This window comes from Thermococcus sp. 4557 (genome assembly GCF_000221185.1).
Lineage (GTDB): Archaea > Methanobacteriota_B > Thermococci > Thermococcales > Thermococcaceae > Thermococcus.
This window is the reverse complement of the sequence record NC_015865.1, coordinates 142,850-165,404: the sequence shown is the minus strand read 5'-3', so window position 1 is coordinate 165,404 and position 22,555 is coordinate 142,850. Positions and strand designations below refer to the sequence as shown.

Annotated in this window: 30 protein-coding genes; 12 read left to right on the top strand and 18 right to left on the bottom strand. The window is 55.6% G+C overall.

The window, feature by feature from the left end:
- Window positions 1–49 precede the first annotated feature (49 nt).
- From GQS_RS00745 to GQS_RS00725, 5 genes are all read right to left on the bottom strand, one after another.
- Entirely contained in the window at window positions 50–754 is a 705-nt protein-coding gene (locus GQS_RS00745) for an ABC transporter permease (RefSeq protein WP_014011743.1), read from the bottom strand.
- Window positions 751–1,449: a membrane protein gene (locus tag GQS_RS00740; protein ID WP_014011742.1), complete on the bottom strand. Its 699-nt coding sequence runs from the start codon at window positions 1,447–1,449 to the stop codon at window positions 751–753. The genes GQS_RS00745 and GQS_RS00740 overlap by 4 nt, the downstream gene beginning before the upstream one ends.
- Window positions 1,446–2,297, bottom strand: coding sequence for an ABC transporter ATP-binding protein (locus GQS_RS00735; protein ID WP_014011741.1), 852 nt, complete (start codon window positions 2,295–2,297; stop codon window positions 1,446–1,448). The genes GQS_RS00740 and GQS_RS00735 overlap by 4 nt, the downstream gene beginning before the upstream one ends.
- A gap of 65 nt (window positions 2,298–2,362) precedes the next feature.
- A complete protein-coding gene (locus GQS_RS00730) occupies window positions 2,363–3,097 on the bottom strand; it encodes a class I SAM-dependent methyltransferase (RefSeq protein WP_014011740.1) in 735 nt (244 codons plus the stop codon).
- A gap of 12 nt (window positions 3,098–3,109) precedes the next feature.
- On the bottom strand, window positions 3,110–3,760 hold the full coding sequence (locus tag GQS_RS00725) for a helix-turn-helix domain-containing protein (RefSeq protein WP_014011739.1): 651 nt from the start codon (window positions 3,758–3,760) through the stop codon (window positions 3,110–3,112).
- Window positions 3,761–3,937: 177 nt separating this feature from the next.
- Here GQS_RS00725 and GQS_RS00720 point away from each other — a divergent pair, with 177 nt between their 5' ends.
- On the top strand, window positions 3,938–4,516 hold the full coding sequence (locus GQS_RS00720) for a TRASH domain-containing protein (protein ID WP_014011738.1): 579 nt from the start codon (window positions 3,938–3,940) through the stop codon (window positions 4,514–4,516).
- A 7-nt stretch (window positions 4,517–4,523) separates the two neighbouring features.
- On the opposite strand, the gene GQS_RS00715 is transcribed toward GQS_RS00720, so the two are convergent.
- Window positions 4,524–4,826, bottom strand: coding sequence for an SHOCT domain-containing protein (locus tag GQS_RS00715; RefSeq protein ID WP_014011737.1), 303 nt, complete (start codon window positions 4,824–4,826; stop codon window positions 4,524–4,526).
- Between the two features lie 108 nt (window positions 4,827–4,934).
- Window positions 4,935–6,917, bottom strand: coding sequence for a heavy metal translocating P-type ATPase (locus GQS_RS00710; RefSeq protein ID WP_048056495.1), 1,983 nt, complete (start codon window positions 6,915–6,917; stop codon window positions 4,935–4,937).
- Between the two features lie 244 nt (window positions 6,918–7,161).
- Here GQS_RS00710 and GQS_RS00705 point away from each other — a divergent pair, with 244 nt between their 5' ends.
- On the top strand, window positions 7,162–7,812 hold the full coding sequence (locus tag GQS_RS00705) for an N-acetyltransferase (protein ID WP_014011734.1): 651 nt from the start codon (window positions 7,162–7,164) through the stop codon (window positions 7,810–7,812).
- Here GQS_RS00705 and GQS_RS00700 read toward each other — a convergent pair.
- The 4 genes from GQS_RS00700 to GQS_RS00685 all read right to left on the bottom strand — a co-directional run bounded on the left by GQS_RS00700 (window position 7,787) and on the right by GQS_RS00685 (window position 11,840).
- A complete protein-coding gene (locus GQS_RS00700; RefSeq protein ID WP_014011733.1) occupies window positions 7,787–9,856 on the bottom strand; it encodes a heavy metal translocating P-type ATPase in 2,070 nt (689 codons plus the stop codon). The two genes, GQS_RS00705 and GQS_RS00700, sit on opposite strands and share 26 nt — an antisense overlap.
- Entirely contained in the window at window positions 9,856–10,212 is a 357-nt protein-coding gene (locus GQS_RS00695; protein ID WP_014011732.1) for a helix-turn-helix transcriptional regulator, read from the bottom strand. Before GQS_RS00695 ends, GQS_RS00700 begins: the two co-directional genes overlap by 1 nt.
- A gap of 73 nt (window positions 10,213–10,285) precedes the next feature.
- Entirely contained in the window at window positions 10,286–11,425 is a 1,140-nt protein-coding gene (locus tag GQS_RS00690; protein WP_148236342.1) for an SLC13 family permease, read from the bottom strand.
- Window positions 11,364–11,840 carry a hypothetical protein gene (locus tag GQS_RS00685; protein WP_014011730.1) on the bottom strand — a complete coding sequence of 159 codons (477 nt, stop codon included), beginning with the start codon at window positions 11,838–11,840 and terminating at the stop codon, window positions 11,364–11,366. Before GQS_RS00685 ends, GQS_RS00690 begins: the two co-directional genes overlap by 62 nt.
- A 116-nt stretch (window positions 11,841–11,956) precedes the next feature.
- Here GQS_RS00685 and GQS_RS00680 point away from each other — a divergent pair, with 116 nt between their 5' ends.
- The 9 genes from GQS_RS00680 (at window position 11,957) to GQS_RS00640 (ending at window position 17,577) form a co-directional block, all read left to right on the top strand.
- The gene (locus tag GQS_RS00680) at window positions 11,957–13,186 is read left to right on the top strand and encodes an FprA family A-type flavoprotein (protein ID WP_014011729.1); all 1,230 of its coding nucleotides are present in this window, start codon (window positions 11,957–11,959) and stop codon (window positions 13,184–13,186) included.
- A 103-nt stretch (window positions 13,187–13,289) separates the two neighbouring features.
- On the top strand, window positions 13,290–13,805 hold the full coding sequence (locus GQS_RS00675) for a rubrerythrin family protein (protein WP_014011728.1): 516 nt from the start codon (window positions 13,290–13,292) through the stop codon (window positions 13,803–13,805).
- A gap of 76 nt (window positions 13,806–13,881) precedes the next feature.
- On the top strand, window positions 13,882–14,043 hold the full coding sequence (gene rd, locus GQS_RS00670; protein ID WP_014011727.1) for a rubredoxin: 162 nt from the start codon (window positions 13,882–13,884) through the stop codon (window positions 14,041–14,043).
- Window positions 14,044–14,053: 10 nt separating this feature from the next.
- Window positions 14,054–14,401: a class II SORL domain-containing protein gene (locus GQS_RS00665; protein ID WP_014011726.1), complete on the top strand. Its 348-nt coding sequence runs from the start codon at window positions 14,054–14,056 to the stop codon at window positions 14,399–14,401.
- A gap of 132 nt (window positions 14,402–14,533) precedes the next feature.
- Window positions 14,534–15,157, top strand: a complete 624-nt coding sequence (locus GQS_RS00660; protein WP_148236341.1) for a hypothetical protein — start codon at window positions 14,534–14,536, stop codon at window positions 15,155–15,157.
- 33 nt (window positions 15,158–15,190) lie between these two features.
- Complete coding sequence (locus tag GQS_RS00655; protein WP_014011724.1) at window positions 15,191–15,550, top strand: iron-sulfur cluster assembly protein; 360 nt, start codon at window positions 15,191–15,193, stop codon at window positions 15,548–15,550.
- Window positions 15,551–15,553: 3 nt separating this feature from the next.
- Complete coding sequence (locus GQS_RS00650) at window positions 15,554–15,901, top strand: iron-sulfur cluster assembly protein (protein WP_014011723.1); 348 nt, start codon at window positions 15,554–15,556, stop codon at window positions 15,899–15,901.
- Window positions 15,902–15,904: 3 nt separating this feature from the next.
- Entirely contained in the window at window positions 15,905–16,429 is a 525-nt protein-coding gene (locus GQS_RS00645) for a ferritin family protein (RefSeq protein WP_014011722.1), read from the top strand.
- A gap of 287 nt (window positions 16,430–16,716) precedes the next feature.
- Window positions 16,717–17,577 carry a DUF835 domain-containing protein gene (locus GQS_RS00640; protein ID WP_014011720.1) on the top strand — a complete coding sequence of 287 codons (861 nt, stop codon included), beginning with the start codon at window positions 16,717–16,719 and terminating at the stop codon, window positions 17,575–17,577.
- Between the two features lie 18 nt (window positions 17,578–17,595).
- On the opposite strand, the gene GQS_RS00635 is transcribed toward GQS_RS00640, so the two are convergent.
- The 3 genes from GQS_RS00635 to GQS_RS00625 all read right to left on the bottom strand — a co-directional run bounded on the left by GQS_RS00635 (window position 17,596) and on the right by GQS_RS00625 (window position 19,008).
- Entirely contained in the window at window positions 17,596–18,045 is a 450-nt protein-coding gene (locus GQS_RS00635; protein WP_238515831.1) for a ferritin family protein, read from the bottom strand.
- 120 nt (window positions 18,046–18,165) lie between these two features.
- Window positions 18,166–18,468 carry a ferritin family protein gene (locus GQS_RS00630; RefSeq protein ID WP_014011718.1) on the bottom strand — a complete coding sequence of 101 codons (303 nt, stop codon included), beginning with the start codon at window positions 18,466–18,468 and terminating at the stop codon, window positions 18,166–18,168.
- A gap of 60 nt (window positions 18,469–18,528) precedes the next feature.
- A complete protein-coding gene (locus tag GQS_RS00625; RefSeq protein ID WP_014011717.1) occupies window positions 18,529–19,008 on the bottom strand; it encodes a ferritin family protein in 480 nt (159 codons plus the stop codon).
- Between the two features lie 54 nt (window positions 19,009–19,062).
- Here GQS_RS00625 and GQS_RS00620 point away from each other — a divergent pair, with 54 nt between their 5' ends.
- A complete protein-coding gene (locus GQS_RS00620; RefSeq protein WP_014011716.1) occupies window positions 19,063–19,590 on the top strand; it encodes a GNAT family N-acetyltransferase in 528 nt (175 codons plus the stop codon).
- 23 nt (window positions 19,591–19,613) lie between these two features.
- Here GQS_RS00620 and GQS_RS00615 read toward each other — a convergent pair whose 3' ends face one another.
- The 4 genes from GQS_RS00615 to GQS_RS00600 are packed head-to-tail and all read right to left on the bottom strand — an operon-like array spanning window position 19,614 to window position 22,532.
- Entirely contained in the window at window positions 19,614–20,309 is a 696-nt protein-coding gene (locus tag GQS_RS00615; protein ID WP_014011715.1) for an ABC transporter ATP-binding protein, read from the bottom strand.
- Complete coding sequence (locus GQS_RS00610) at window positions 20,306–20,743, bottom strand: hypothetical protein (RefSeq protein WP_014011714.1); 438 nt, start codon at window positions 20,741–20,743, stop codon at window positions 20,306–20,308. The genes GQS_RS00615 and GQS_RS00610 overlap by 4 nt, the downstream gene beginning before the upstream one ends.
- Entirely contained in the window at window positions 20,740–21,483 is a 744-nt protein-coding gene (locus tag GQS_RS00605; protein WP_014011713.1) for an ABC transporter permease, read from the bottom strand. Before GQS_RS00605 ends, GQS_RS00610 begins: the two co-directional genes overlap by 4 nt.
- Entirely contained in the window at window positions 21,480–22,532 is a 1,053-nt protein-coding gene (locus GQS_RS00600; protein WP_014011712.1) for a hypothetical protein, read from the bottom strand. Before GQS_RS00600 ends, GQS_RS00605 begins: the two co-directional genes overlap by 4 nt.
- Window positions 22,533–22,555: the final 23 nt, after the last annotated feature.

The following is a 22,555-nucleotide window of genomic DNA, read 5'->3' as shown; positions in this document are numbered from 1 at the left end:
TCTTAGTTCTTGGTTATTCTTCTCGCATTAACAAAAAAAGTAAGAGGAGCTAAAGCACCCTTCTCCTGAAGAGCACCACCAGCGGGACGAGCCAGGTCAGATGCACAACCACAGCGGTCGGAAAGTCACCGTAATCGTTGAGGGTTATCCCCTCGAAGACCCTGTAGAGCCAGTAGGTGGGGAGGAAAGCTGTGAACTTGCTCCAGTCGGTTGAGAGGTCCCTCCACTCCACGACCAGCTTTATCAGCGGCGGTAGCATGAGGAGCCAGCCCAGGACTTTTGATGCAGTCAGTGCCTGCATCCTCGACTCCGAGAACACCGTGATGAGCAGTCCGTAAATCCAGACCTCGAGCACGAAGAGCACCATGAGCGCCAGCAGGCCGTTCCGCGAGATTTCAATGTCGAGGATTGTGGGTGCGAGGCCGGTCATTACCACCGTAACCACAGAGGCCCCCGTAAGCCTGTAGGCGAGGAAGGCCTCGCTTGAGATGGGAATCACCTGAAGGGCCTGTATGGTTTTGTCCTCCTTCTCGTCCGCCATCATGAAACCGGGCACCATGCCGAATATCATGGGGATGAACAGCATCATCAGCAGGGCGAGCAGCGGGTAGTAAACTCCAATGCGGTCTTTGAAGTACCGGACAATAAGGAGGAGCACAAGGGTCATTGCCACGGAATAGACCAGCATGGGGTCCCTGCGGAGGAGCTTAAGGTCGGTCTTGTAGATGGAAGCGAACTTTCTCACAAAGCTCATCTCAATCCCTCCACCGCATACCTGTAAAAGCGGATTTTAGCGAGCTGATAGGCTATTCCAGACCAGGCGAGCAGGGCCGCCGCTGAATAGGCCAGCGTTTTCCTCGTTATCTCCTCGAAGGGCGCCTTGAAGAAGTATATCGCTGGATAGCTCGGGACTGCATAGAGGACCTTCCAGACTTCACCCGTCAGATAGCCGTGGTAGTGCGCGAAGGGCAGGAGCGAGACCACCATAACCCCCAGTATAGGGATGAAGTAGTCGTCGAGGTCGCGGTATTTGGCCGAGACCGCTATTCCAAGGAGCGTGTAAACTATGGAGACGAGAAAGGTCCCAACAACCACATACGGAAGCCCGTTGAGGGAGCGGGTGCCTATCGCCATTATGAGCACCGCCCCGATGACTGAGAGCAGGCTCAGGAGGAGTGTTTTAGCTAAGATGTAGCTCCTCCAGTCTATCGGCGTGACCGCCAGAGTGCCTATCGCGCCGTCCTTCTTTTCGGCGAATATCTCCGTGCCAACGAACATGAAGCCAACGAGCCCCGGCTCGAAGAGGAGGAAGATCGGCACCATCGTCGGGAGGTAGCGCTCCGGGAAGGCAAGGAGCATGAGGCCATAAGCTAAGGCCACGAGCAGGTATATAGGGTAGACGTAGCTCCTCACCCCGAGAACAATGTTCGTTCTGACGATGTTCCTCATACGAGCCTCCTCCCCGTCACCTTTAGGAATATCTCCTCCAGGGTAGGCTCTTCGGTGTTTATTCTCCTGACTTCGTGCTCCCTAATGACCCTAAGGAACTCCTCGTTCCGGCCTATTCCTTCGAGCGGGAACTCCTTCACGGCAACACTGCCGTTGGCGACGTATTCCACCTTAACGAGCCGCTTGCCCATCTTCACCTTCAGCTCGCCGGGATTGTCCACCAGCCTTATGGAGCCGTCCACGATGAAGGCGACCCTGTCGCAGAGCTCATCGGCCACGTACATGTTGTGGGTGGTCAGGAAGACCGTCTTCCCGCTTTCGCGCATCTCCAGGAGCAGGTCTTTTATCCTCCTCGCGCTCGCCGGGTCGAGGCCTTCGAGCGGCTCGTCAAGGAAGAGTATTTCCGGATCCGGCAGTAAAGCCCTCGCGAGGTCGAGCTTCTTCTTCATCCCCTTTGAAAAGCCACTAACGAGTTCGTCCGCCTTCTCCTCCAGGCCGACCATCTTGAGCACTTCAGTGGGGTCGAGGTGCTTTCTGTAGAAACTCGCGAAGAACCCGAGGTTTTCCCTGGCGGTGAGCTTCGAATAAACGGCCGGGAACTCAAAGGAGACGCCGATTTTGTTGTAGTACTCCTTACCCCATTCCCTGAGGTCTTTTCCTAGGATTTTTACGGTCCCTTCGTAGTCCCTCAGGATTTTCACCAGGATTTTGACCGTCGTGGTCTTGCCAGCCCCGTTCGGCCCAAGGAAGCCGTAGATTTCGCCCTTCTCGACCGAGAAGCTCAGCCCCTCAACGCCCCTGACTTCGCCATAATACTTCTTAACGTTCGCAACCTCTATGACGGGCATGTTTTCACCGGCTAAAGATAGGCATTCGGAATAGTTATAGGTAACCCCGCACATGTGCGGGTCAGTCATCCCGGCTTTCTTGCGATGACCATTATCTCGATGTCCTCAAAGTCCACCTTCCTCTTGCCCCACCTTCCGGCCGTGCCTCCCCAGACTGCCTCGACTTCAAAGCCGACCATCATGAGCATCAGTTTGAGCTCGGTTGGGGTGTAGACGCGCTCTCGTATTGTGAACCGCTCCCCGTTCGGTGCGGTTAGTTCCTCAAGGAACGTCATCGAGTCCGGATCGAAGAGCCCGCTCTCTATGTCCTTGTCCGTGGCGTTCTTGAGCCTCCCGAGGGCGCTGAGGGCCGTTAATATGAATCTTCCACCCGGCTTCAGGGACTCGTAGACGTTCCTCAGTATGGCGAGGTCGTGCTCTATCGGGTTATCCCCGTGGCTGAGAATTGAAAAAGCACCTTCACAGAGGCAGATGGCCGCGTCGAACTCCCTTCTACGCTGGAATTTCGTGGCGTCCGCCCTGATGAACTCGACGTTTACCCCCTCCTTCTCGGCCCTCTTTCGGCCCTCCGCGAGCATTCCCTCCGAAATGTCTATTCCCGTGACCCGGTATCCCCTCTTCGCGAGCTCTATGGAGTGCCTGCCGACACCGCACCCAATGTCCAGAATCCTCGAGCCCTTCGGAAGTTTGAGCTCGCTCAGTATGAAGTTAACTTCCTCCTCTGTGTTCTTCGTAAACGGCTCGTTCAGGTAGTGCGGAGCCTCCACGTTGAAAAATTCTTCCATGACGTTCTTTTTCATGCTTTCACCCCATTACTCCAGCAATTCACCGAGCATTGCCTTCAACCCCTTTCTCAGGTGCTCCTTCACGGTCGAGGGGCTGAGGTTCAGCATCTCCGCCAGCTCGCGCAGGGTGACCTTCCGAGGCTCGTCAAAGTAGCCGCTCTTGTAGGCGAGAAGAAGAACCTCGGCCTGTCTCTTCGTAAGCTTTGAGAGGGGGTTTTTCTCCGTTTCCGCTTCCTCAACGCTGATAACTCTTGCGCCGTAGGTTTCCCGGAATGTCCTTATCACTTTCCCAACGAGTCCCTCCTCGCAGAGGACCGAGAGGACGCTCTCGCCCCCGACGAAAGTTCCACTCTCAAAAATAACGAGGCCCTTCTTCTGGAGTTCGAAGAGCCTATCGGCCTGCTCCCTTTGGGGTTCAAAGGAAGCGCGAATGTAGAGCAGATACCCCCCATTCCGGGGAAAGGCCCTAACGTCCTTCACATGGGGAAGAACCCTCAGCCTTTCAAGTATCTCCTCCGGGTTCACGCCATCTTTGAACTTGATCTCCACCAACTTAACGACGTCGGTGTCTATGGTGAAGTACGTGTCCCCATAGGCCCATTCTATCGCTTCGAGGAACCATTCAAGGCCAGCGAAGAGCTCCCCTTCGTAGGGTATTGCGATTTTCAGGCGCTTCATGACACTAGAACAACTTAACCCCTTATTGGGTTATCGGGGAACGGAGGTCAGGGTCATCTTGGATCATCGGTTGCAGATAGTTTCAATACCAAGTTGTATATTGGCAAGTTGTTATGTATGCACAACGAGAACAGAGAATTTTTATAGTTTGAGGGCCTAATGGAAGTGGTGAAATACATGAAACTCGACGCCCTCGACCTGAAGCTCATCTACCTCCTAATGGACAACTCCAGGTTGAGTGTCTCGGAGCTTGCCGAGAGGCTCGGCGTCAGCAGGCCGACCGTTAAATCTAGGCTTGAAAAGCTTGAGAAAGAGGGGGTTATACAGGGATACACCATCAAGCTCAACCCCCAGCTGGTAAGGGGCCACAACATCGTTGCGCTCATCGTCAAAACGGACGAGCCCGAGAGAATGGAGGAGTTCCAGGAGATAATCGAGATAAACCGCTTCACGAGCAGAAAGTACCTCATAAAAATCGCCATCGAGAGCATGGATGAACTGAAAAGGGTCATCGAGGGGGCCGGCTTTGAGGTCATCGAGATAATGCCAATCCTGGAGAGCTTTGAGCGGGCGAACCCGCCGAAGGTAAAGGTCCCCTTCAAATGCGACTACTGCGGCAAGGAGATTGTGGACGAGCCGATAGTGTACAAGTACCACAACAGGGTCTACTTCTTCTGCTGTCCCACCTGCCTCAGGGAGTTTAAGAAAACGCGGGAGAACCTGGAAAAGGCCTCCACAAAACAGAAAAGTGGCTGATGGCCCGTCATGCCTCAAGCAGCTTTCTCCTTCTCTTCTCATACTCCTCGTCGTCTATTTCGCCCCGCGCGTACTTCTCGTCGAGTATCTCAAGGGCGCTCTTCTTTGAGGTACCGTTGCTTCCGCCCGAGCCCTGTTCCACTAGCCATTTGATGAACCAGACCACTCCGACGATTATCAAAATCCAGAACAGGAGCATGAATATCGCCCCAAAGATTCCAAACCAGCCGAATCCCATCATCTCATGCCACCCCCATTCTCCCTCTTCCATGTGGACCAGAAAGTCCGGATTAACGTTTTCAAGCATCATTTTGATCTCCTCGAACGCTACTCAGTGGCAAAGCCTATAGGGCTTATTATTGACAAAACGAAAAGAAACGAACAAAAATTTTCGCAAAAAAATAAAGTAAAAAGGGCCTCAAACCTTCAGGAACCTCGCGTTTATTGCCACTATTACCGTGCTCATGCTCATCAGCAGGGCACCGAGGGCGGGGCTGAGAAGGATTCCGTAGCTGTATAGCACACCTGCCGCCAGGGGAATCGCGAAGGTGTTGTAGCCAGTCGCCCAGGCCAGGTTCTGCACCATCTTCCTGTAGGTTGCCTTAGCGAGGTGTACCCCGGTTATAACGTCCCTAGGGTCGTTCTTGACGAGGATTATGTCGGCGCTCTCTATCGCCACGTCGGTTCCCGCTCCAATGGCTATCCCGACATCGGCCTGAATCAAAGCTGGAGCGTCGTTTATGCCGTCGCCAACCATCGCAACGACCAACCCCTGCTTCTGGAGTTCAACTATCTTTTCTGACTTCTGATGGGGCAGGACTTCGGCGAAGAAGCCGTCGAGGCCGAGCTCCTCAGCAACCCACTTTGCAACCTTGGCGTTGTCGCCGGTGAGCATGTAGGCCTTTATGCCCATCTCGTGGAGCCTCTTCACGGCCTCCCTCGATTCGGGCCTTATCCTATCCGCCAGTGCCAAAGCGCCAACGAGCTTGCCGTCGATTACAAGGAAGACCACCGTCTTACCCTGCTCAAGAACCTCCTTAACGCGCTCGTCCTCCCTCCACAGGCCGTTTTCCTTCAGGAAGCCGGGGCTCACAACGAGGACTTCTTTGCCGTTGATGACGCCCTGGACGCCCTTACCGGGCAGGACCTTCGACTCCCTAACCTTATAGGGATCAAGGCCGAGTTCCTCTGTTCTCTCCACTATCCCCTGGGCTATCGGGTGGTTTGAGTGGGCTTCGAGGGCGGCGGCGTATCTCAGCACATCCTCCTCGCCGAGCTCATCGAGGGGTATTACCTCGGTCACCTCAAACTTCCCTTCTGTCAGCGTTCCGGTCTTATCGAAGACGACCACCTTCACATCCTTCGCCCTCTCAAAGGCCTCTCTGTTCCTGATGAGGATTCCCTTCTTCGCCGACAGCGAGGTCGAGACAGAGACGACCAGCGGGACGGCCAGGCCGAGGGCGTGGGGACAGGTTATGACCATCACTGTAACCATCCTCTCAAGGGCGAAGACGAAGGGCTTGCCGATGTAGAGCCACACTCCAAGCGTTACCGTTCCAGCGGTTATGGCTATGAGCGTGAGGTAGAAAGCCGCCCTGTTCGCCAGATCCTGCGTTTTTGACCTCGTCTCCTGCGCCTGCCTGACGAGCTCAACGACCTGCATCAGGTAGGTGTCCTTTCCGGTCTTCTCTATCCGGACCTTTATCGCGCCCTCGAGGTTTATGGAACCGCCTATGACACCGTCCCCAGGCTTCCTGTAGACGGGCTTCGATTCGCCGGTGAGCATCGCCTCGTTGACGCTCGTTTCCCCCTCGACAACGATGCCGTCGGAGGGTATCTTCTCGCCGGGCTTGACCAGAACCACGTCGCCCTTCTTCAGCTCACTGACCGGGACATCCTTCACCCCTTCGGGCGTTACGAGGTGCGCCTCGGTGGGCATGAGCTTTATGAGCTCCTCAAGTGCCCTTGAAGCTCCGAGGACGGAGCGCATCTCTATGTAATGTCCGATAAGCATGATGTCAATAAGCGTTGCCAGTTCCCAGTAGAAGGTTTTTCCGGACAGGCCGAAGGTTACCGCGGTGCTGTAGAAGAAGGCAACCGTGATTGCCAGCGCTATCAGCGTCATCATTCCGGGTAACTTTTTCTTCAGCTCGTCCCCCATGCCCTTCAGGAACGGCCAGCCGCCGTAGAAGTACACCACCGCGGAAAGTCCAAAGAGAACGTAGCGGTCTCCCGGGAAGGTCAGCTCGAAGCCGAAGAAGTCCTGTATCAGCGGGGACAGAATCAGAATCGGAACCGTCAGTATCACGGAGACTACAAAGCGCTTCTTGAAGTCCTCCATCATCATCTCGTGGTGCTTTGCATGGGAATGGCCTTCATGTTCGTGTTTCTCGTGCTTCATGCCTTTGTGACCCCCATGTTCATTTGCACCCATATCATGACCATCATGGCCGCCGGCTTCTTTCTTCACCCTACTCACCTATCACAACATTTGACCCAAAACCCTAATAGGCTTATTATTGTCAGAATGTAAACCCACGCCGTCTGAACTTTTAAAATAGGAGTTTTGACACACCAAGCAGATAGATCCGGGAAACTAGAAGGGCTGGAGCAGGGTTATAAACATTGACCCACAAAACGTAATCATGGTAGAGATAGTTCTAAAGGCCGGAGAGGGAAAGAAAACCGAGGCCGAGCACTTCGCGAGGCTCATGGAAATTTCCGCGCCCGAGTACTTCCCAGCCCTGCTCGGGCCGAGGTTCTCCGAGCTTTTCAGAAGGCTCTACATTGAAAAAGCAAACCTTTTCAGCCACGAGCACGTCGTCTTTGCGATTTACAGAGGACAGATAGCCGGAATGCTCCTGAGCTACGACTGGAAGGTCAAGGAGATGGAAGAGAAGAGAACGGGCTGGTTGATGATGAAGAGCCTCGGCTTTGACTTTCTGAGGAAGCTTCCCGGGTTCATAAGCTCCACATCAGGTTCTGGGAGACTGGAAAGGGGAGACTACTACGTCAGCAACGTCGCCGTTTACCCAGAATTCCGCGGAAAGGGCATCGGAAAGGCCCTTATGCTCGAAGCAGAGCGACTCGCCAAGGAGAGCGGGGCAGAGAGAATAGTCCTAGACGTTGAGAGGGACAATGAGAGGGCGATAGCCATATACAAAAAGCTCGGCTACTCCGTTGAGAGGGAGCACTCCGTAGAGCTTGAAGGGAGGACTTATGAGTTCTATAGAATGGTGAAGGGGCTGAAAGGGGAAAACAAAGGGAGCCTCACCTTAAAATCCTCATCGCGTTGAAGACCGCTATCAGGGCAACCCCTACATCGGCAAAGACCGCCTCCCACATGGTCGCCTCCCCGAGGATTCCAAGGCTTATGAAGGCAAGCTTAACGCCGAGGGCAAATACTATGTTCTGCCACACTATCCTCTGGGTCTTCCTCGCTATCCTGATGCCTACGGGCAGCTTGGACGGCTTGTCGTCCATTATGACGACGTCGGCCGTTTCTATTGCCGCGTCGCTTCCAAGGGCGCCCATCGCAACGCCCACATCGGCCCTCGCAAGCACCGGTGCGTCGTTTATGCCGTCGCCGACGAAGACAACCTTTCCATCGCCCTTCTCCTTCTCAAGCTCCTCTATGACCCTCACCTTGTCCCCCGGCAAGAGCTCAGCGTAGAAGCCGTCGAGGCCAAGCTGCTTCGCTATCTCCTCGGCAACGTCCCTGCTGTCACCGGTCACCATCACGACCTTTTTGACCCCGAGGCACTTGAGTTCCTTCACAGCGAGCGGGGCGTCGTCCTTTATCTCATCAGAGATTATTATGTAGCCCGCATACTTTCCGTTGATGACGACGTGTGCAACGGTTCCCTTAACGTGGCAGGTGTCGTGCTCGACCTTGAACCTGTGAAGGAGCCTGTCGTTTCCGACCATGACCTCGACGCCGTCTATCCTAGCCCTGACGCCGTGGCCGGCTATCTCCTCATACTCGATTATCTCTGCCTCGTTGAGTTCTCCCCCATAAGCCTCGCGTATGGCCTTCGCTATCGGGTGGTTCGAGTGGGCCTCTGCCAAAGCTGCGAACCCGATGATCTCTTCCTCGCCGAATCCGTTCCGGGTTTCCACCTTCGTGACCTTGAAAACGCCCTTTGTCAGCGTGCCGGTCTTATCGAAGGCCACGATGCTCGCTTCCTTGAGGGTGTCGAGGTAGTTGGAACCCTTGACGAGTATTCCCTCTCTGGCCGCCCTTCCGATGCCGCCGAAGTAGCCGAGGGGTATGGAGAGAACCAGGGCACAGGGGCATGAGATCACTAGTATGACTAAAGCCCTGTAGATCCAGGGGGTGAAGGGGTCCCCGGTTATCAGTGGAGGAACGGTCGCTATTAGGGCGGCTATTCCCACAACGGCAGGCGTGTAGTAGTGGGCAAAGCGAGTTATGAACTTCTCGGTCTTGGCCTTTCTGGCACTAGCGTTCTCCACCAGCTCAAGGATTTTGGATATGGTGGACTCGCTAAGCTCTCTGGTCACGCGAACCTTGAGGAGGCCGGAGAGGTTGACCATACCCGAGAGGATCTCCTCTCCTTCCCGCACGGCCCTTGGAACGCTCTCGCCGGTCAGTGCGGACGCATCCACGGTGGATTCGCCCTCCATAACGACGCCATCAACGGGAACCTTCTCGCCGGGTTTCACGAGGATCACGTCGCCGGCCTTCAGCTCCTCCGGCTTCACCTGGACTACCTCACCGTCCCTGAGCAGGTTTGCATACTCGGCCTTGAGCGCAAGCAGTGCCTTTATGGAGCGCCGCGACCGGTTCACCGCAAGGTCCTGGAAGAACTCGCCGACAACGTAGAACAGCATGACGGCGACCCCTTCAGGATACTCCCGAATGGCGAAGGCTCCCAGCGTGGCGACCGCTATGAGGAAGTTCTCGTCAAAGACGTTGCCGTGGAGGGAGTTGATCACCGCACTCCTCAACACGCGCCAGCCGGCCATCAGGTAGCTCGCGAGGAAGATTCCGAAGACCACCCAATCGTCAATGCCGTAGTGGTAGCGCATCACGATTCCAACGGCAAAGAGAACCAGCGAGAGACCTATGGAGTAAACCGTTCCCCAGTCAGTCTCCCCGTGGTCATGAGTGTGACCATGTCCGTCCTTCTCGAGAACCTCAACGTCCGGCTCGACCCTCTTCACTATCTCCTTGGCCCTCTCGACGTCGCCCTCTATAACCAGCTCCTTAGTTGTGAAGTTCACGAGCGCGAACTCAAAGCCTTCCTTCTTGAGGGCCTCCTCTATCTCGTATACACAGCTCGCGCAGTCGAGTCCCTCAAGGACGAGCTTCTGCGGCATCACTTTGCCTCCGAGAGATGTTCGAGGGCGGTCCTCAGGAGTTTCCTGATGTGCTCGTCGTCCAGGCGGTAGAAGACGTTCTTGCCATCCTTGCGGTAGGCGACTATCTTCCTGTCCTTGAGGATGCGGAGCTGGTGAGAGATGGCCGAGACGGAAAGCTTGGTTATCGCAGAGAGGTCGCAGGTGCAGAGTTCCCCGGCCTCCATGAGCGCGAGCAGGATTTTAAGCCTGGTGGGGTTCCCAAGGGCGTCGAAGAAGTCCGCCGCTTCGAGTATGCTCTCCTCCTCGGGCAGCTTAGCCTGGGCCTCCAGGATTCTGTCCAGATGCTCTTCGTACACCTTGCAGACCTCGGTCATTTTCTTCACCTCCACATTTGAGCAGTTGTGCAAATGTTCTTATAAACCTTCCCATTTCGAAACCCTCAGAGGGTCAGAGCAGGAATATCAGAATCGAAACCACCAGGGCAATGAGGAAGTACGGAATCGAAAACCTGTGGAAGTCCCTAATGCCGATACCGGAGATGCGGAGGGCTATGAGGTTCGCGAGGGAGCCGATTATTATCCCCGTTCCGCCCAGGTTCACGCCGAGGGCAAGGGGAAGCCACTCCGGCCGCGAGCCTATGAAGACCACCGTCGCGGGAACGTTGCTGATGAGCTGGCTCAGACCGGCCGAGGCGAGGAGGAGAACCAGTCCCCCGGAGGGAAGCCAGGAAGAGCCGGAAATCAGGCGGGCAATCTCACCGAAGTCCACGAAGATGAAGGCAAAGGTCAAAACCAGCGCCCAGTCGAAGCCCAGCAAAGCCTCCCTGCCGAGGATGAGCAGAACCAGCAGGGTCAGCGGAAGGGTCCAGAGCGGCCTTCCGGTTTCGGCGAGGAGTATGTCCCCGATCAGAAGGGAGAGCGATGCGGCAAAGAGCCTCGTTTTAATCGCCACCGGGGGCAGCCTCTCGATGGATATTGGCCTTTCCCGTATCGTGAGAGTGAAGAGGACGAGGAGGACGAGCCACAGGGCCACGGGGGGCAGCATCGCCCCCACGAACCCCAGGAAGGAGAGGCCGTACGTGTTCCAGATTATGATGTTCTGGGGGTTGCCGATCGGGGTCAGGGCCGAGCCGACGTTCGCCGCTATTGCCGAGAGCGTGACGGCGCGGGCGGTGTTTATGCCGGCGAGCCGGGCGGTGATGACGACCAGGGGGATGAAGACGAGCATCGCGGTGTCGTTCATTATCACCGCCGAGGAGAGGGCTATGATGGGAATCAGGAGAAGCATCAGTTTCCGCTCGGAGCCGCCGGAGAGCGATATGAGCGCAATGGAAAGGCGGGTGAAGATTCCCGACAGCTCAAGGCCCTTTGAGACGAGTATGAGCGACGTTATCAGGGCCAGGCTCCTCCAGTCCACCAGGTCGGGCGTTCTGCCTGGGAGGGAGGGATCGTTGAGAACCAGGACTAGGTAAAGCACCAGGAGCACCGTGAGGAACCACTCACGTCTTACAAAGCCCTTCAGCCTCTCAAACGCCGTGTCTCCTAACCTCCTCTGTAAGGCCGTAATCCGGGATGAGCTCCTCCCCATCGGCCGAGACGCGGACGTGCAGGATTATAAAGCTTTTCCACGCCACCGGCACGATCCAGCAACCCTCTGCACGGAACTCGGCCCCACTGAGAACACTGAGTTCGCCCAACAGCGCCTGAACCCGCTCCCTAACCTCCTCCGGATTGACTTCGGCCACCATAGACTCCGGCGGCAGGCCCTTTGGAGCCGGGGTTTTCGTCTCAGGGTTGTAGTGAATCCTGTCCACTGCAAAGCTCAGGTACATGACTGGGACATCCACGTGAATGCCGTGGGGTGCGTGATGGACGATCGGCGTTCCGGCCGTGAAGAAGGGAAGGGCGTTTTTCACGGTCTCTATCGCCCTCTCGGCAAGCTCCGGGGTGAGCTCCCTCCAGCGGTCGGGGCTTCCCCTTATCGGTGGCGGCATGGGGGACATGGCGAGACCTCCTCAATGAACACCTGCCTACATACCGGGTGTGGAAAAAGGCCGTATAACTGTTTGGTCAAGAAAGGCTTTTTATTCTTCCGCACCAAATAGGTTCGGTGATAGAAATGCCCGATGTGAAAGTTGAGAAGATTCTCGACGATCCGGAGCTCTACATAATCCGGGTCGATGATGATAGGATAAGGTACTTCGAGGCCACCTGGAGCATCCCCGAGGGGATAACCTACAACGCTTACCTGATGAAGCTCGATGGTGCGACGGTTCTCTTTGACCTGAGCAAGCGGGAATACACAGACCTCTTCATGGAGGCCCTCGGAAAGCTGGTTGATCCAAAGGAGATAACCCATGTCGTAATCCACCACACCGAGCCCGACCACACTGGCGCTTTACCGGCCTTCCTTGAGGCCAACGGCTACAGGGCCAAGCTCATAGGAACCACCTTCGCGAAGCGCTTCCTGGAGGGCTTCTACGGCGAGAGGGTCGTTGAGAACTTTTACACGATCAAAGACGGCGAGGAGATGAGCATAGGGGGCAAGACGTTCCGCTTCATAACCGTTCCCTGGCTCCACTGGCCGGACACTATGATAACCTACGTCGTTGAGGAGGGGCTCATATTCAGCTGCGACGCAGGGGGAGGCTACGGGATTCCGGAAAGGATAGACGACAGCGACGAGGAGGTCGTTCAGCGCTACCTGCCCCACGTGACCAAGTACATAGTGACCGTCATAGGCCACTACCACAAGTACATCGTCCAGAACATAAAGAAGCTGAGAAATCTAGGGATAATTGATGATGCCAGGATGATACTCCCCGGCCACGGACTCATATGGAAGAAGAATCCGGCCAGGATATTCGAGCACTACGAGAGGGTTGGATCCGGAAAGGTCACGAAGGGCAAGGTTCTGGTGCTCTACGACTCCATGTACGGCTTCGTTGAGAGGAGGATGGAGATAGTCCTCGACGAGCTGAGGAAGAACGGACTGAACCCGGTCGTTTACCGCTTCACGGACAAGGAGGCCCCCGCGGTGAGCGACATACTGGGTGAGGTTCCGGACAGCGAGGCGATAATCATCGGCGCCTCGACCTTTGAGGCCGATATCCACCCCAGAATAAGGTACACACTCTTTGAGCTCCTCGACAAGGCCAACTACGAGAAGCCCGTCCTCATCGTCGGTGCCTACGGCTGGGGCGGCGTTGCTGGAAGGAAGATCGAGACACTCATAGCGAGGAGCAAGTTTGATCACGTCGACACCGTTGAGGGCAGGGGAATGCTCAGAAAGGAGGACGAGGAGCGGTTGAGGGAGGCAGTCAGGAAACTCATTAACTGGATCTCATAGAACCAGCCGCGAACTGTCTTCCAATGGAAGTAAGCGGAAGGGCAAACCAAAGGTTCAGAAAACCGTTATATAGTTTCGTTTCCTCCTTTTTATGGTGTATCCCATGCCAGTTAAGAGAGCAATGACCCGGAAGTTTCTGGAGGACGCCTTCGCCGGCGAGAGCATGGCCCACATGAAGTACCTGATTTTTGCCGAACAGGCCGAGAAGGAGGGTTTCCCGAACATAGCTAAGCTTTTCAGGGCTATCGCCCACGCGGAGTTCATTCACGCGAAGAACCACTTCATGGCGCTCGGACACCTCGGGAAGACCCCAGAGAACCTGCAGGCGGGCATAGACGGCGAGACATACGAAGTAGAGGAGATGTACCCTGTCTTTAAGAACACCGCCGAGTTCCAGGGAGAGAAGGACGCCGTGAGAACGACGCACTACGCCCTCGAGGCCGAGAAGATACACGCGGAGCTCTACAAAGCCGCCAAGGAGAAGGCCGAGGGCGGAACGGATATCGAGATAAAGAAGGTCTACATCTGCCCGGTCTGCGGCTATACCGCAGTTGACGAGGCGCCCGAGTACTGCCCCGTGTGCGGTGCTCCCAGGGACAAGTTCGTGGTCTTTGAGTGAACCTTTCGCTTTTCCACTTCTCAAGTTTGAGGCGCAAACCTTATAAGGGCGGACTAATAACATTAGGATGATGAAAATGGCAAAGTGGAAGTGTATGGTCTGCGGCTACATCTACGATGAGGATGAGGGTGACGAGGACGCCGGGATAGCCCCGGGAACCAAGTTTGAAGAACTCCCCGAGGACTGGGTCTGCCCGCTCTGCGGTGCGCCCAAGGACATGTTTGAAAAGATAGAGTGAGGTGGTTGAGATGCTTAGCGGAACCATAAAGAGTGGAGACTGGAAGGGGGAGAAGCACGTCCCCGTTATAGAGTACGAGAAGGAGGGCGACCTCGTCAAGGTCGAGGTCAGCGTTGGCAAGGAGATACCGCACCCGAACACGCCTGAGCACCACATAGCCTGGATTGAGCTCTACTTCCACCCGGAGGGGGAGAACTTCCCGGTTCTCGTCGGCAGGGTTGCCTTCACGAACCACAGCGACCCGCTGACCGAGCCAAAGGCGGTCTTCTTCTTCAGGACGGGCAAGAAGGGCAAGCTATACGCCCTCAGCTACTGCAACATCCACGGCCTCTGGGAGAACGAGGTCACGCTTGAGTGATTTCCCTGCCCCAACCCCCTCTTTTTTAATGATTCGTCAGGAACCGGCCGGAAGGTTTATCTGGAGAAGCGTTGAATTTAGAGCATAGCAAGATGGACGCTGGAAAATATGGCCGAACTGTGGTATAATATCGTGATGAGTGTTACGGGAGTGCTTATATTCTTTGGCATTTTCCTTGCATGGGCAATTCTCCGTAAGATTGACAGGCACCGGGAAGGTGCCGGGAGCCCCTATCCAACGGTTATGCTGCTAGGGGGACTTTTAACATCCATAGGATTCACATGGGGGCTTCTCGGTAGCGGCGGGATGACGACTGCAGTGCTCTCCCTCATCCTGATTGGCCCCGCAATGATCGGGTACGCACTCGCCAACGTTGGTGTTGAGAAGATAACCGGGAGGCTTATGATTCAGAGCGTTCTAACGCTTCTGAGCCTGTTCCTGGCGGGAAGCTACTCAATGGTCGCCGTTGATGTGGCCTACGCCGGCCCCTTCCTGGCTCTTCTTCTCCTAATGAACGCCCACATGATGATTGAGAAGGGGATACAGAGGCATCTGATAGTGGTCTCCTCATGGCTCATCGTCCTGTTCTCCTGGACCCGGTACGCCCTGAACGATACCCACGGACTACTAAAGGCCGCGATAGTGCTGCCGTACGTTGCCGCGGTGCTCCTCTGGGTTGGCGTTCTCACGGTGACGTACTTCAAACTATCCTCAAACTATCCCGCGTTACACATAACCGCCCAGGAAGGCTTATAACCGAACACTCCAACCCCCTCACGGGTGAGAAAAATGAAGGTTTACATGCCAGACAGGGAATGGCCTGAGCACTACAGGGTGGTTCTGGACGAGCTCGCCAGAATAACCGACCCCGTTACTGGGGGGGACATCCTGGATTCCGGCGTCGTTGCCGGCCTGGAAGTCGCGGACGACACGCTAAAGGTGTGGCTCAACTTCGAGAGCCACGCGGAGTACAACATAACCGGCGAGAGCGCAATAGCCTACTCAAAGATAATCGGGGACATAATCGAGCGCTTCGCCCTCGTGAAGTTCCAGAACGTCTACGTCTACGACCTCAAGAACAATCCAGTGGGAGTTTTCGAGAACAAGAAGGGCTACACAATCGAGGACATCAGCACCGAGAGGGTCTGAGATTTGGGCCTCTTTGACGTTTTTATGCGGAAACAGACGCTAGCAGGGCCAAGGGAAGACCTGCCTCTCGACGTCAAGAACGTGGTTCGAATCCTGCGGAAGGTGAAAGACCCGGAGACCGGGCTGGATATAGTGGATGAAGGACTTCTCTACGGCATCACGGTCAAGGGGCGGAGTGTCGAGCTGTTTCTTCTGATGGCCCGAGCAACACCCGAGTGCCACTTCTGTCAGATGCTGGCCATAAACCTGCAGAACAAGATTCTGGGTGATATAGTTGAAGTTTTAAGGCAGGAAGGGTTTAATAAGATAAAGGTTTACAATGAAATTGGTCTGCTACTTGCAGAGGGATGAGTTATGGTTGGACAGGAATTTGACGAGGGGCTTCCCCTCGAGAAGGTCAAGGATTTCTCGCTTGAGGAGCTCCTCGCAATGGCCATAAAGGCCGAGATTGGGGCGAGAAAGTTCTACGAGAGCCTCGCGGAGAGGATAGAGATCCACGCCCTAAAGGACAAGATAGAGTGGCTCGCCGGGGAGGAGGGCAAGCACGAGGCCCTTTTGAGGAAGATGTACGAGTCAATGTTCTCCGGAAAGGAAGTCATCTACCCGAAGGAGCACATAGGGCCGGAGCTCCAGCCCGTGGCGAGGGAGCTTCATGGTGCGGAGGATATCCTGGAGCTTATCCGCTGGGCCATCAGAGCAGAGGATATAGCGGCCAAATTCTACGCCGAGATCGAGAACCTCGTCGATACCGATGACAAAAAGAGGCTCATGCGCTACCTCAGCGACATGGAGAAGGGCCACTACTACACCCTGAAGGCCGAGTACGAACTTCTCCTCGACTGGGAGATGTACAGCCAGATGATGCACGTTGGACCTTGAAGCACCGAATATCAAGAACGTCCATTCTTTTTATTATTCTCCTGGCCGTTAAAGTTTTTAAATAATAGCCTCTACACTGGAATATATCCCATCATGGAGGATTAAAGATGATAATAAGTCCTCAATGGTTAACCATGATGCTAAAAATAGCAGCCAGTGTTGTGTTTTTGAGGGCTTACATAAAGAGTAGCAGGAAATCAGCTCTCTTTCTATCCTCCGGATGGATAAGCAGTATTCCCGTGTCTCCGATCGGTATAAGCTCAAATCCCGGAGTGGAATGCATCTTCATGGGGACGGCGGCTGCATTCACCCTTATGGGTATACTGACTCTAATTGAGGAAGAGAGCGGCAGAAAATCGCCCAAGGCTATGCACCTTACCCTCCCCACACTCCCCGCGTTGTACGGTATAGCCGAGGCGTCCATCGGTAGCTCGTGCACCGGAACCTACGTCACCAGCGGGGTTCTGCTGCTTATAGCAGGGGTTGTATTCACCGAACTCATGTCCGCGTACTACAGAAGAAACGCGGCTCTGTTCGGGGCAGTCCTGGGTATCTCCGGCATTGCAAGCATGATGCACCCTGTGGCGTATGAGAACGGCTTCCTCACACCCAACGTTGTCATGTACACCTCCCTGCTGCTGGCCACCATGACTGCATACGCGTACTACAGCGTTATATACAGCAGGCACTTTCTGGGACTGGAAAACCTCGCACCCCTGCGCGGAGCGGAGAGGGTTGTTTCCGGGAGCAGTATAGTGTCCGAGAAAGACTTCCGGGAGATTTCAGCCCGTTTGGATGGATATCCCGCACTGGCATTCCTCCGCAATTCAAAGCCGATGAACGGGTGGATAAGCTACAGGATAAGCACCGTGCAGGGCCCCAACGTGATACCCCCGACTGCAATGTACAGGATTACGGAGACCGCTAACATGTACCTCGTGGAGATGGAGAGAATGGGAAACAAAGGGATCGTCATAATAGAGGCGGTTGAATTTCTCAAACTTTACAATGACTTCAGAAGCGTTGTCAAAATGCTGGCAACCCTGAGGGACAGCGTTCTCATCCACGGCGGCGCCCTTATTATCGTCACCGAAAAAGATATCTGGGACGAGGGGGAGTGGAACATCCTTCTGAGAACCATCGGGTGACCCCGATTAAACCCCCATTCATTCCCCATACTTTGCTATCAGCTCCGCCAGAATCCTGTGGTGCTCCTTCTCGTTCTCAACCAGCGCCTCCGCGAGGCCCTTGAACAGCGGGTGCGTCATCTTCTCGGCCATCTTCTGGTAGGTCTCGATCATGTCCTTCTCGATGTCGAGGTGCATCTCCGCGAAGCGCTTAACTAGGGCTTTCTGCTCCGGTGCGAGTTCGACATCCTTGACTTCGGATATTGGTCCCTCGCCGGCGAGCTTCTCCAGCTCCTTCTGGGCATCGAGGATGGCCTTCATCAGGTGTTTGTGAATTATCGTGTCAACGGCTATCCTTCCAACGAGTTCCTCAACCTTCGTGTACCTGAGTCCCTGGCCTCTCACGAGGGCGAGACCATCGGTATAGCTCGCAGCAGCCTTCTTTTCAGTCTCATAGGCCCTCTTAACAAGGGGTTCAACCATGCACATCACCAGAACTATATGAACATCGAACCTTAATAACGTTTTTCATTGAGCGCAACGGTACATTAACATACTGCTTAGTGCACGAGAATCGAAGGAAAGGAATGGAAAATGGGAAGGAAAAGGTCACAGTTCGACCTTTATACCGGTCTCTTCCTCAACCTCTTCGAAACCTTCCTTCATGTACTTCACAAGGTCTTCATCGACTTGAAGAAGGGCCGCCAAAAACTCCCCAACGTGCTCCTTCTCCTCGTTGGCAACGTCGTAGAAGATGTGCTTTATCCTTTCATCCTCAATAAGCTCGGCCAGCTGCTCGTAGAAGCTTATGGCGTCGAGCTCGGCCTCGATGGCCCAGCGCAGGGCCTGGGCTATTTCCTTCTTTGAGAGGGGCCTATCCTTCGGCAGTTCAAATGGGTATTTTGCAAGCATACAGCACCACCACATTCACTTTCAATAGCTGGAATAAAAGAAAACACCTCTCGCAGGGCTTCAGTCCACCTCGAGGCTGAAGTCCTGGTAGTCCATCCAGATGCCGGTCTTCATCACCGAATCGTACTGGGCCTTCAGGAGCTCGTAGTGGCCCTTCTCAACCTTTGCCAGCTCCTCAAACACGCGCTTGACGTCCTCGTGTTCGGCCTCCTTCGCGGCCCTTTCGTAGAACTCCCAGGTCTTCCTTTCCTGCTCCATTCCTATCTTTACGGCGTCCACCTCGCTCAGCTTCCTTTCGTCGGCCTCCACCAAGAGGCTCTCAAGGGCAGCCCTGTCGACCGCGGGGAGTTCACATTTCTCTATGAGCTTTTCGACGAACTTTTCCTCGAACAGCTCCCAGTGGCCTGCCTCTTCGTTTGCCAGAAACAGAAACATTCTCCTAGCCCGTTCGTCGCTGGCCTTTTTCGCCAGCCTTATGTAGAACTTCAACTCAGCCTTCTCGACTTCGAGGGCCAGGGCCAAAGCCTGGAGTTCGTTCATGCTATCACCAAAATGTTTTAGGTTTCGGGCCCTAATAACCTTTGGTGGACAGAGGTGAGTATTGAAAGGGTCGGGGAGCCGCCCTCACTGAAGGATGAGCTGGTTCGCTTCGTTTTCAGGGTCTATCGGGGCACGAACGGAGCGTATCCCGCGCTGGAGTGGGTGGAGAACAAGCCGGGCACGGATGACTTCGATGGATTCAGGGAGGTCTATGAGCCGTTCCTCGAGTTCCGCCTGGGGAGGGAGTTCGACGAGCTCTACGTCCTGCGCGATAGTGACGGGGGAATAATCGGCACCGTGGCGCTGGTTTACAACCTTGAAGGCAAGGACGTCCCGTGGTTGCCGGATGAAATCAACGACGAGGAGACGGGACTCATAGAGTTCTTCATGGTTGACCCCTCGTACAAGGGCAGAGGCTACGGCTCCCGGCTGCTGGAGTTCGCGATTGAGAGGCTCCGCGAGCTCGGCAGGGTGCCCTACGTGATAACCTTCCCCGAGCTTGAGGCTTATTCATATTATATGAGAAAGGGCTTCGTCAAGGTGATGGACTACAAGGAGTTCATGGTGCTCAAAAGGGAATAATTCAAAAATCAAAAGCCGAAGCCTCATTCCCCCACCGCGGGCGGCCGGAACATGCCCTCAATCTTTTCACGTATCTCCGAGAACTGGCCCTTCAGGTAAACCTTTCCGCCGCTGATGACCACCCCGTAGTCGGCCAGCCCTTCAAAGGGCTCCCATATGTGGCTTATGAGAATAAAGCTCCTGCCCCTGCCCTTCCACTTCCCGATGATGCCCACGATTTCGGCGACGCTCTCAAAGTCCAGGTTGGCCAGCGGCTCGTCCAGGAACACAACAGCCGGCTCTCCCACGAAAGCCTGCGCAAGGCTGAGCCTCTTCACCATTCCCGAGGAGTAGCCGTCTATCCTCCTGTCGAGGGCGTCTTCGATGCCAAAGAGCCCGGCGGCCTTTTCAACATCGTCCGGGTTCGCTCCCCGCGTCCGCGCAATGAACTCCAGCCACTCCCGCCCCGTCGTCAGCTTCGGGAACCTTCCGGGGTCGAAGGCCACGCCAACGGATTTCCTCGTTTCTGGGTGCTTCCAGGGGTTCTTTCCGAGGAGCCTCACGGTCCCCTTAGTCGGCTTGTAGAGGCCCAGTGCGACCTTCATGAAGGTGCTCTTCCCGCCGCCGTTGGGCCCGAGGATGAGCGTCAGGCCCTCGGGTATCTCGACGGTGACACCCTTAAGGGCCTTTATCGGCCCAAAGTACTTGTGCAAATCCCTTGCCTCGATTACCGCGCTCATCTCCTGCCACCTCCAAGGAGCGTCAGCGCCAGAAGCCCGCCGAACAACGCCGATGCCCACAGGTGGGCGGATTTCTGCTTCCCTGGGAAGCCAACATCAACGGGCGTTATCGTTATCGTGATGCCCTGAGTGGAGTTCCCGCCGAACTCATAGTATCCGGGGTGGGGAAAGACGAGCGCGAAGGCCCCGTTGCCCTCCACTTCGCCGGTGAATATAGTCTCCCCCGTCTGCAGGTCTTCTATCCAGAACTCCCCGGTGCCGACGGCGTAGAGCTTCACCGACGCCATGGAGGAGATGTAAACGGCTGTTGCGTCCCTCCCGGACACGAAGGCCGTTTTGTAGTGAACGTCGCTCGGCTTGAGGTTGGACTGCAGGCCGAGGCTTACAAGCGAGACCAGCATGAGGACGAGGAGGAGCGCCCGGAAGAGCCTCATCTCACGTCCCTCCAGTTGCCGATGAGCAGGTATAGGGCAAGTAACACCAGCGCCGGGAGGAGGGTTATCTTCACGAAGGCCCACGAGAACAGCGGATCCATTCGAATCGAAATGGTGGCGAAATAGTAACTTATCAGGAAATTCCTCCACGGCACCGGCCCGTACCACGTCGTCCCCAAAAATTCGGGGAGGTAAAGGACTATGAAGCCCCCGAAGATGGAGACGTAGGTGTTGGGCGAGGCTATCGCTATCAGGGCCGCGACCGAGGTCATGAAGAGCAGGGCGGAGAGGTAGAAGAACGCCATCTGGAGGGTGTGGGTTTTCAGAACGCTGAGCACGGCGCCCGGCGTGGCCGAGAAGTGCAGGCCAAAGACAAGGAGATGTACCGAGAAGACGAAGAGGAAGAGCGCGAGGAAAGCCGCCAGGAACTTGGCGAGGAGTATTTTAACCCTCGAAACCGGAAGGGAGTACACCGAGAGGGCAACGCCCTCGTCCCTTTCCAGCCTCACGGCCAGGGTTATTATGAAGGGAACCAGTATCGCCAGAATCAGGTAAACGTCGCCGGTGAAGGCGTCCCTGAAAACGGAGCCAAGCTCCTCGACCCCGTGAGGTCCGCCGTGGGCACTTTCGCTCCACGTCATGTAGTACCTCTTCATAACGGTTCCAACGAGAACCGCCCCGGCCGAGGCCAGGGCTAAATTAAGCGGGGAGCGGAGCTCCCAGCGGAGGACTTCCCTCACCGCCTCCACCTCCAGAGGAAGAGAACACCGAGAACCGCGGCGATGCCAGCGACGGCGAAGACCGCCGTCCTGGACGGGCCTTCGTCGGGAAGCTCCTCGGCCCTGGTGAAGTCTATGTTGGTCCTGGCCAGGACGAGGCCGAAGGGCGGCATCTTGTTGCTCTCCTTAATCTCCTTCTCGTGCTCCTTGGCAAACTCGGTGTCCTGAATCATGGTACTGCTCACGCCGAGGGCCTTCCACAGCGGGCTGAAGGGCGTGAAGAAGGCTATCGCCAGACCGCTCGAGCCGTCGTAGAGGATAACGTCCTTTCCCATAGTCCAATTGTCGAGGCTCATCATGTTCGTGTGGGCCATGTAAACCGGGGCGTTGAAGTCGCCGTAGTATGTCATCGCGGTCGAGTTTATCATCTTGACCGTCTCGATTTTCAGCCCGGGCAGTATCTCAAGCCCGGTCACGTTGGCCGGGTTCTCGGCCCAGAGGAAGTTTCCTCCAGCGGGAGTGCCGTTCACGTAAATTTTCCCGGTGGCCAGGTCGATTTCAACGACCCCTGCCCTGCTGAAGTTCTCCGGTACGTAGGACTTGTTGAACAGCCTGCCCTCTCCCTCCATAATCATCAAGCCAAAGGAGCGCTGTGCCGTCCGTTCAGAGTAGCTCTCCTCGCACACGGTGACGTTGCCGCCAGCGATCGGCACCTCCAGGCAGTCGCCTCCGGTGAAGTTGTAGCGCCCCTGGTACTTCCGGAGAAGGACCCTCGCTTCTTCCAGGCTGAGGGTAGAGTAAGCCTCCCGGGTGCAGTTGAACCCCCTGAGCAGAAGGGACACCTGGGCTTTGTCGTCGGAAACCTTGAGGACGCGCCACGTGAACTCCACCCGGGGGCAGTAATAGGTCACGTTCCCAGTGGAGGTGTTCAGGTCGATTGACAGCCAGCCCCTGGCGACGTACTTCGCATAAATCCCTTCCTTGAACCAGTAGGGTGTTGCCGAGACGAGCGGGCTTAGAACCAAAAGAACAAAAAAGAGGAGAACGAAGAACCTGGAAACCCTCTCCATGTGATTCCCCCCGATTAAGATTC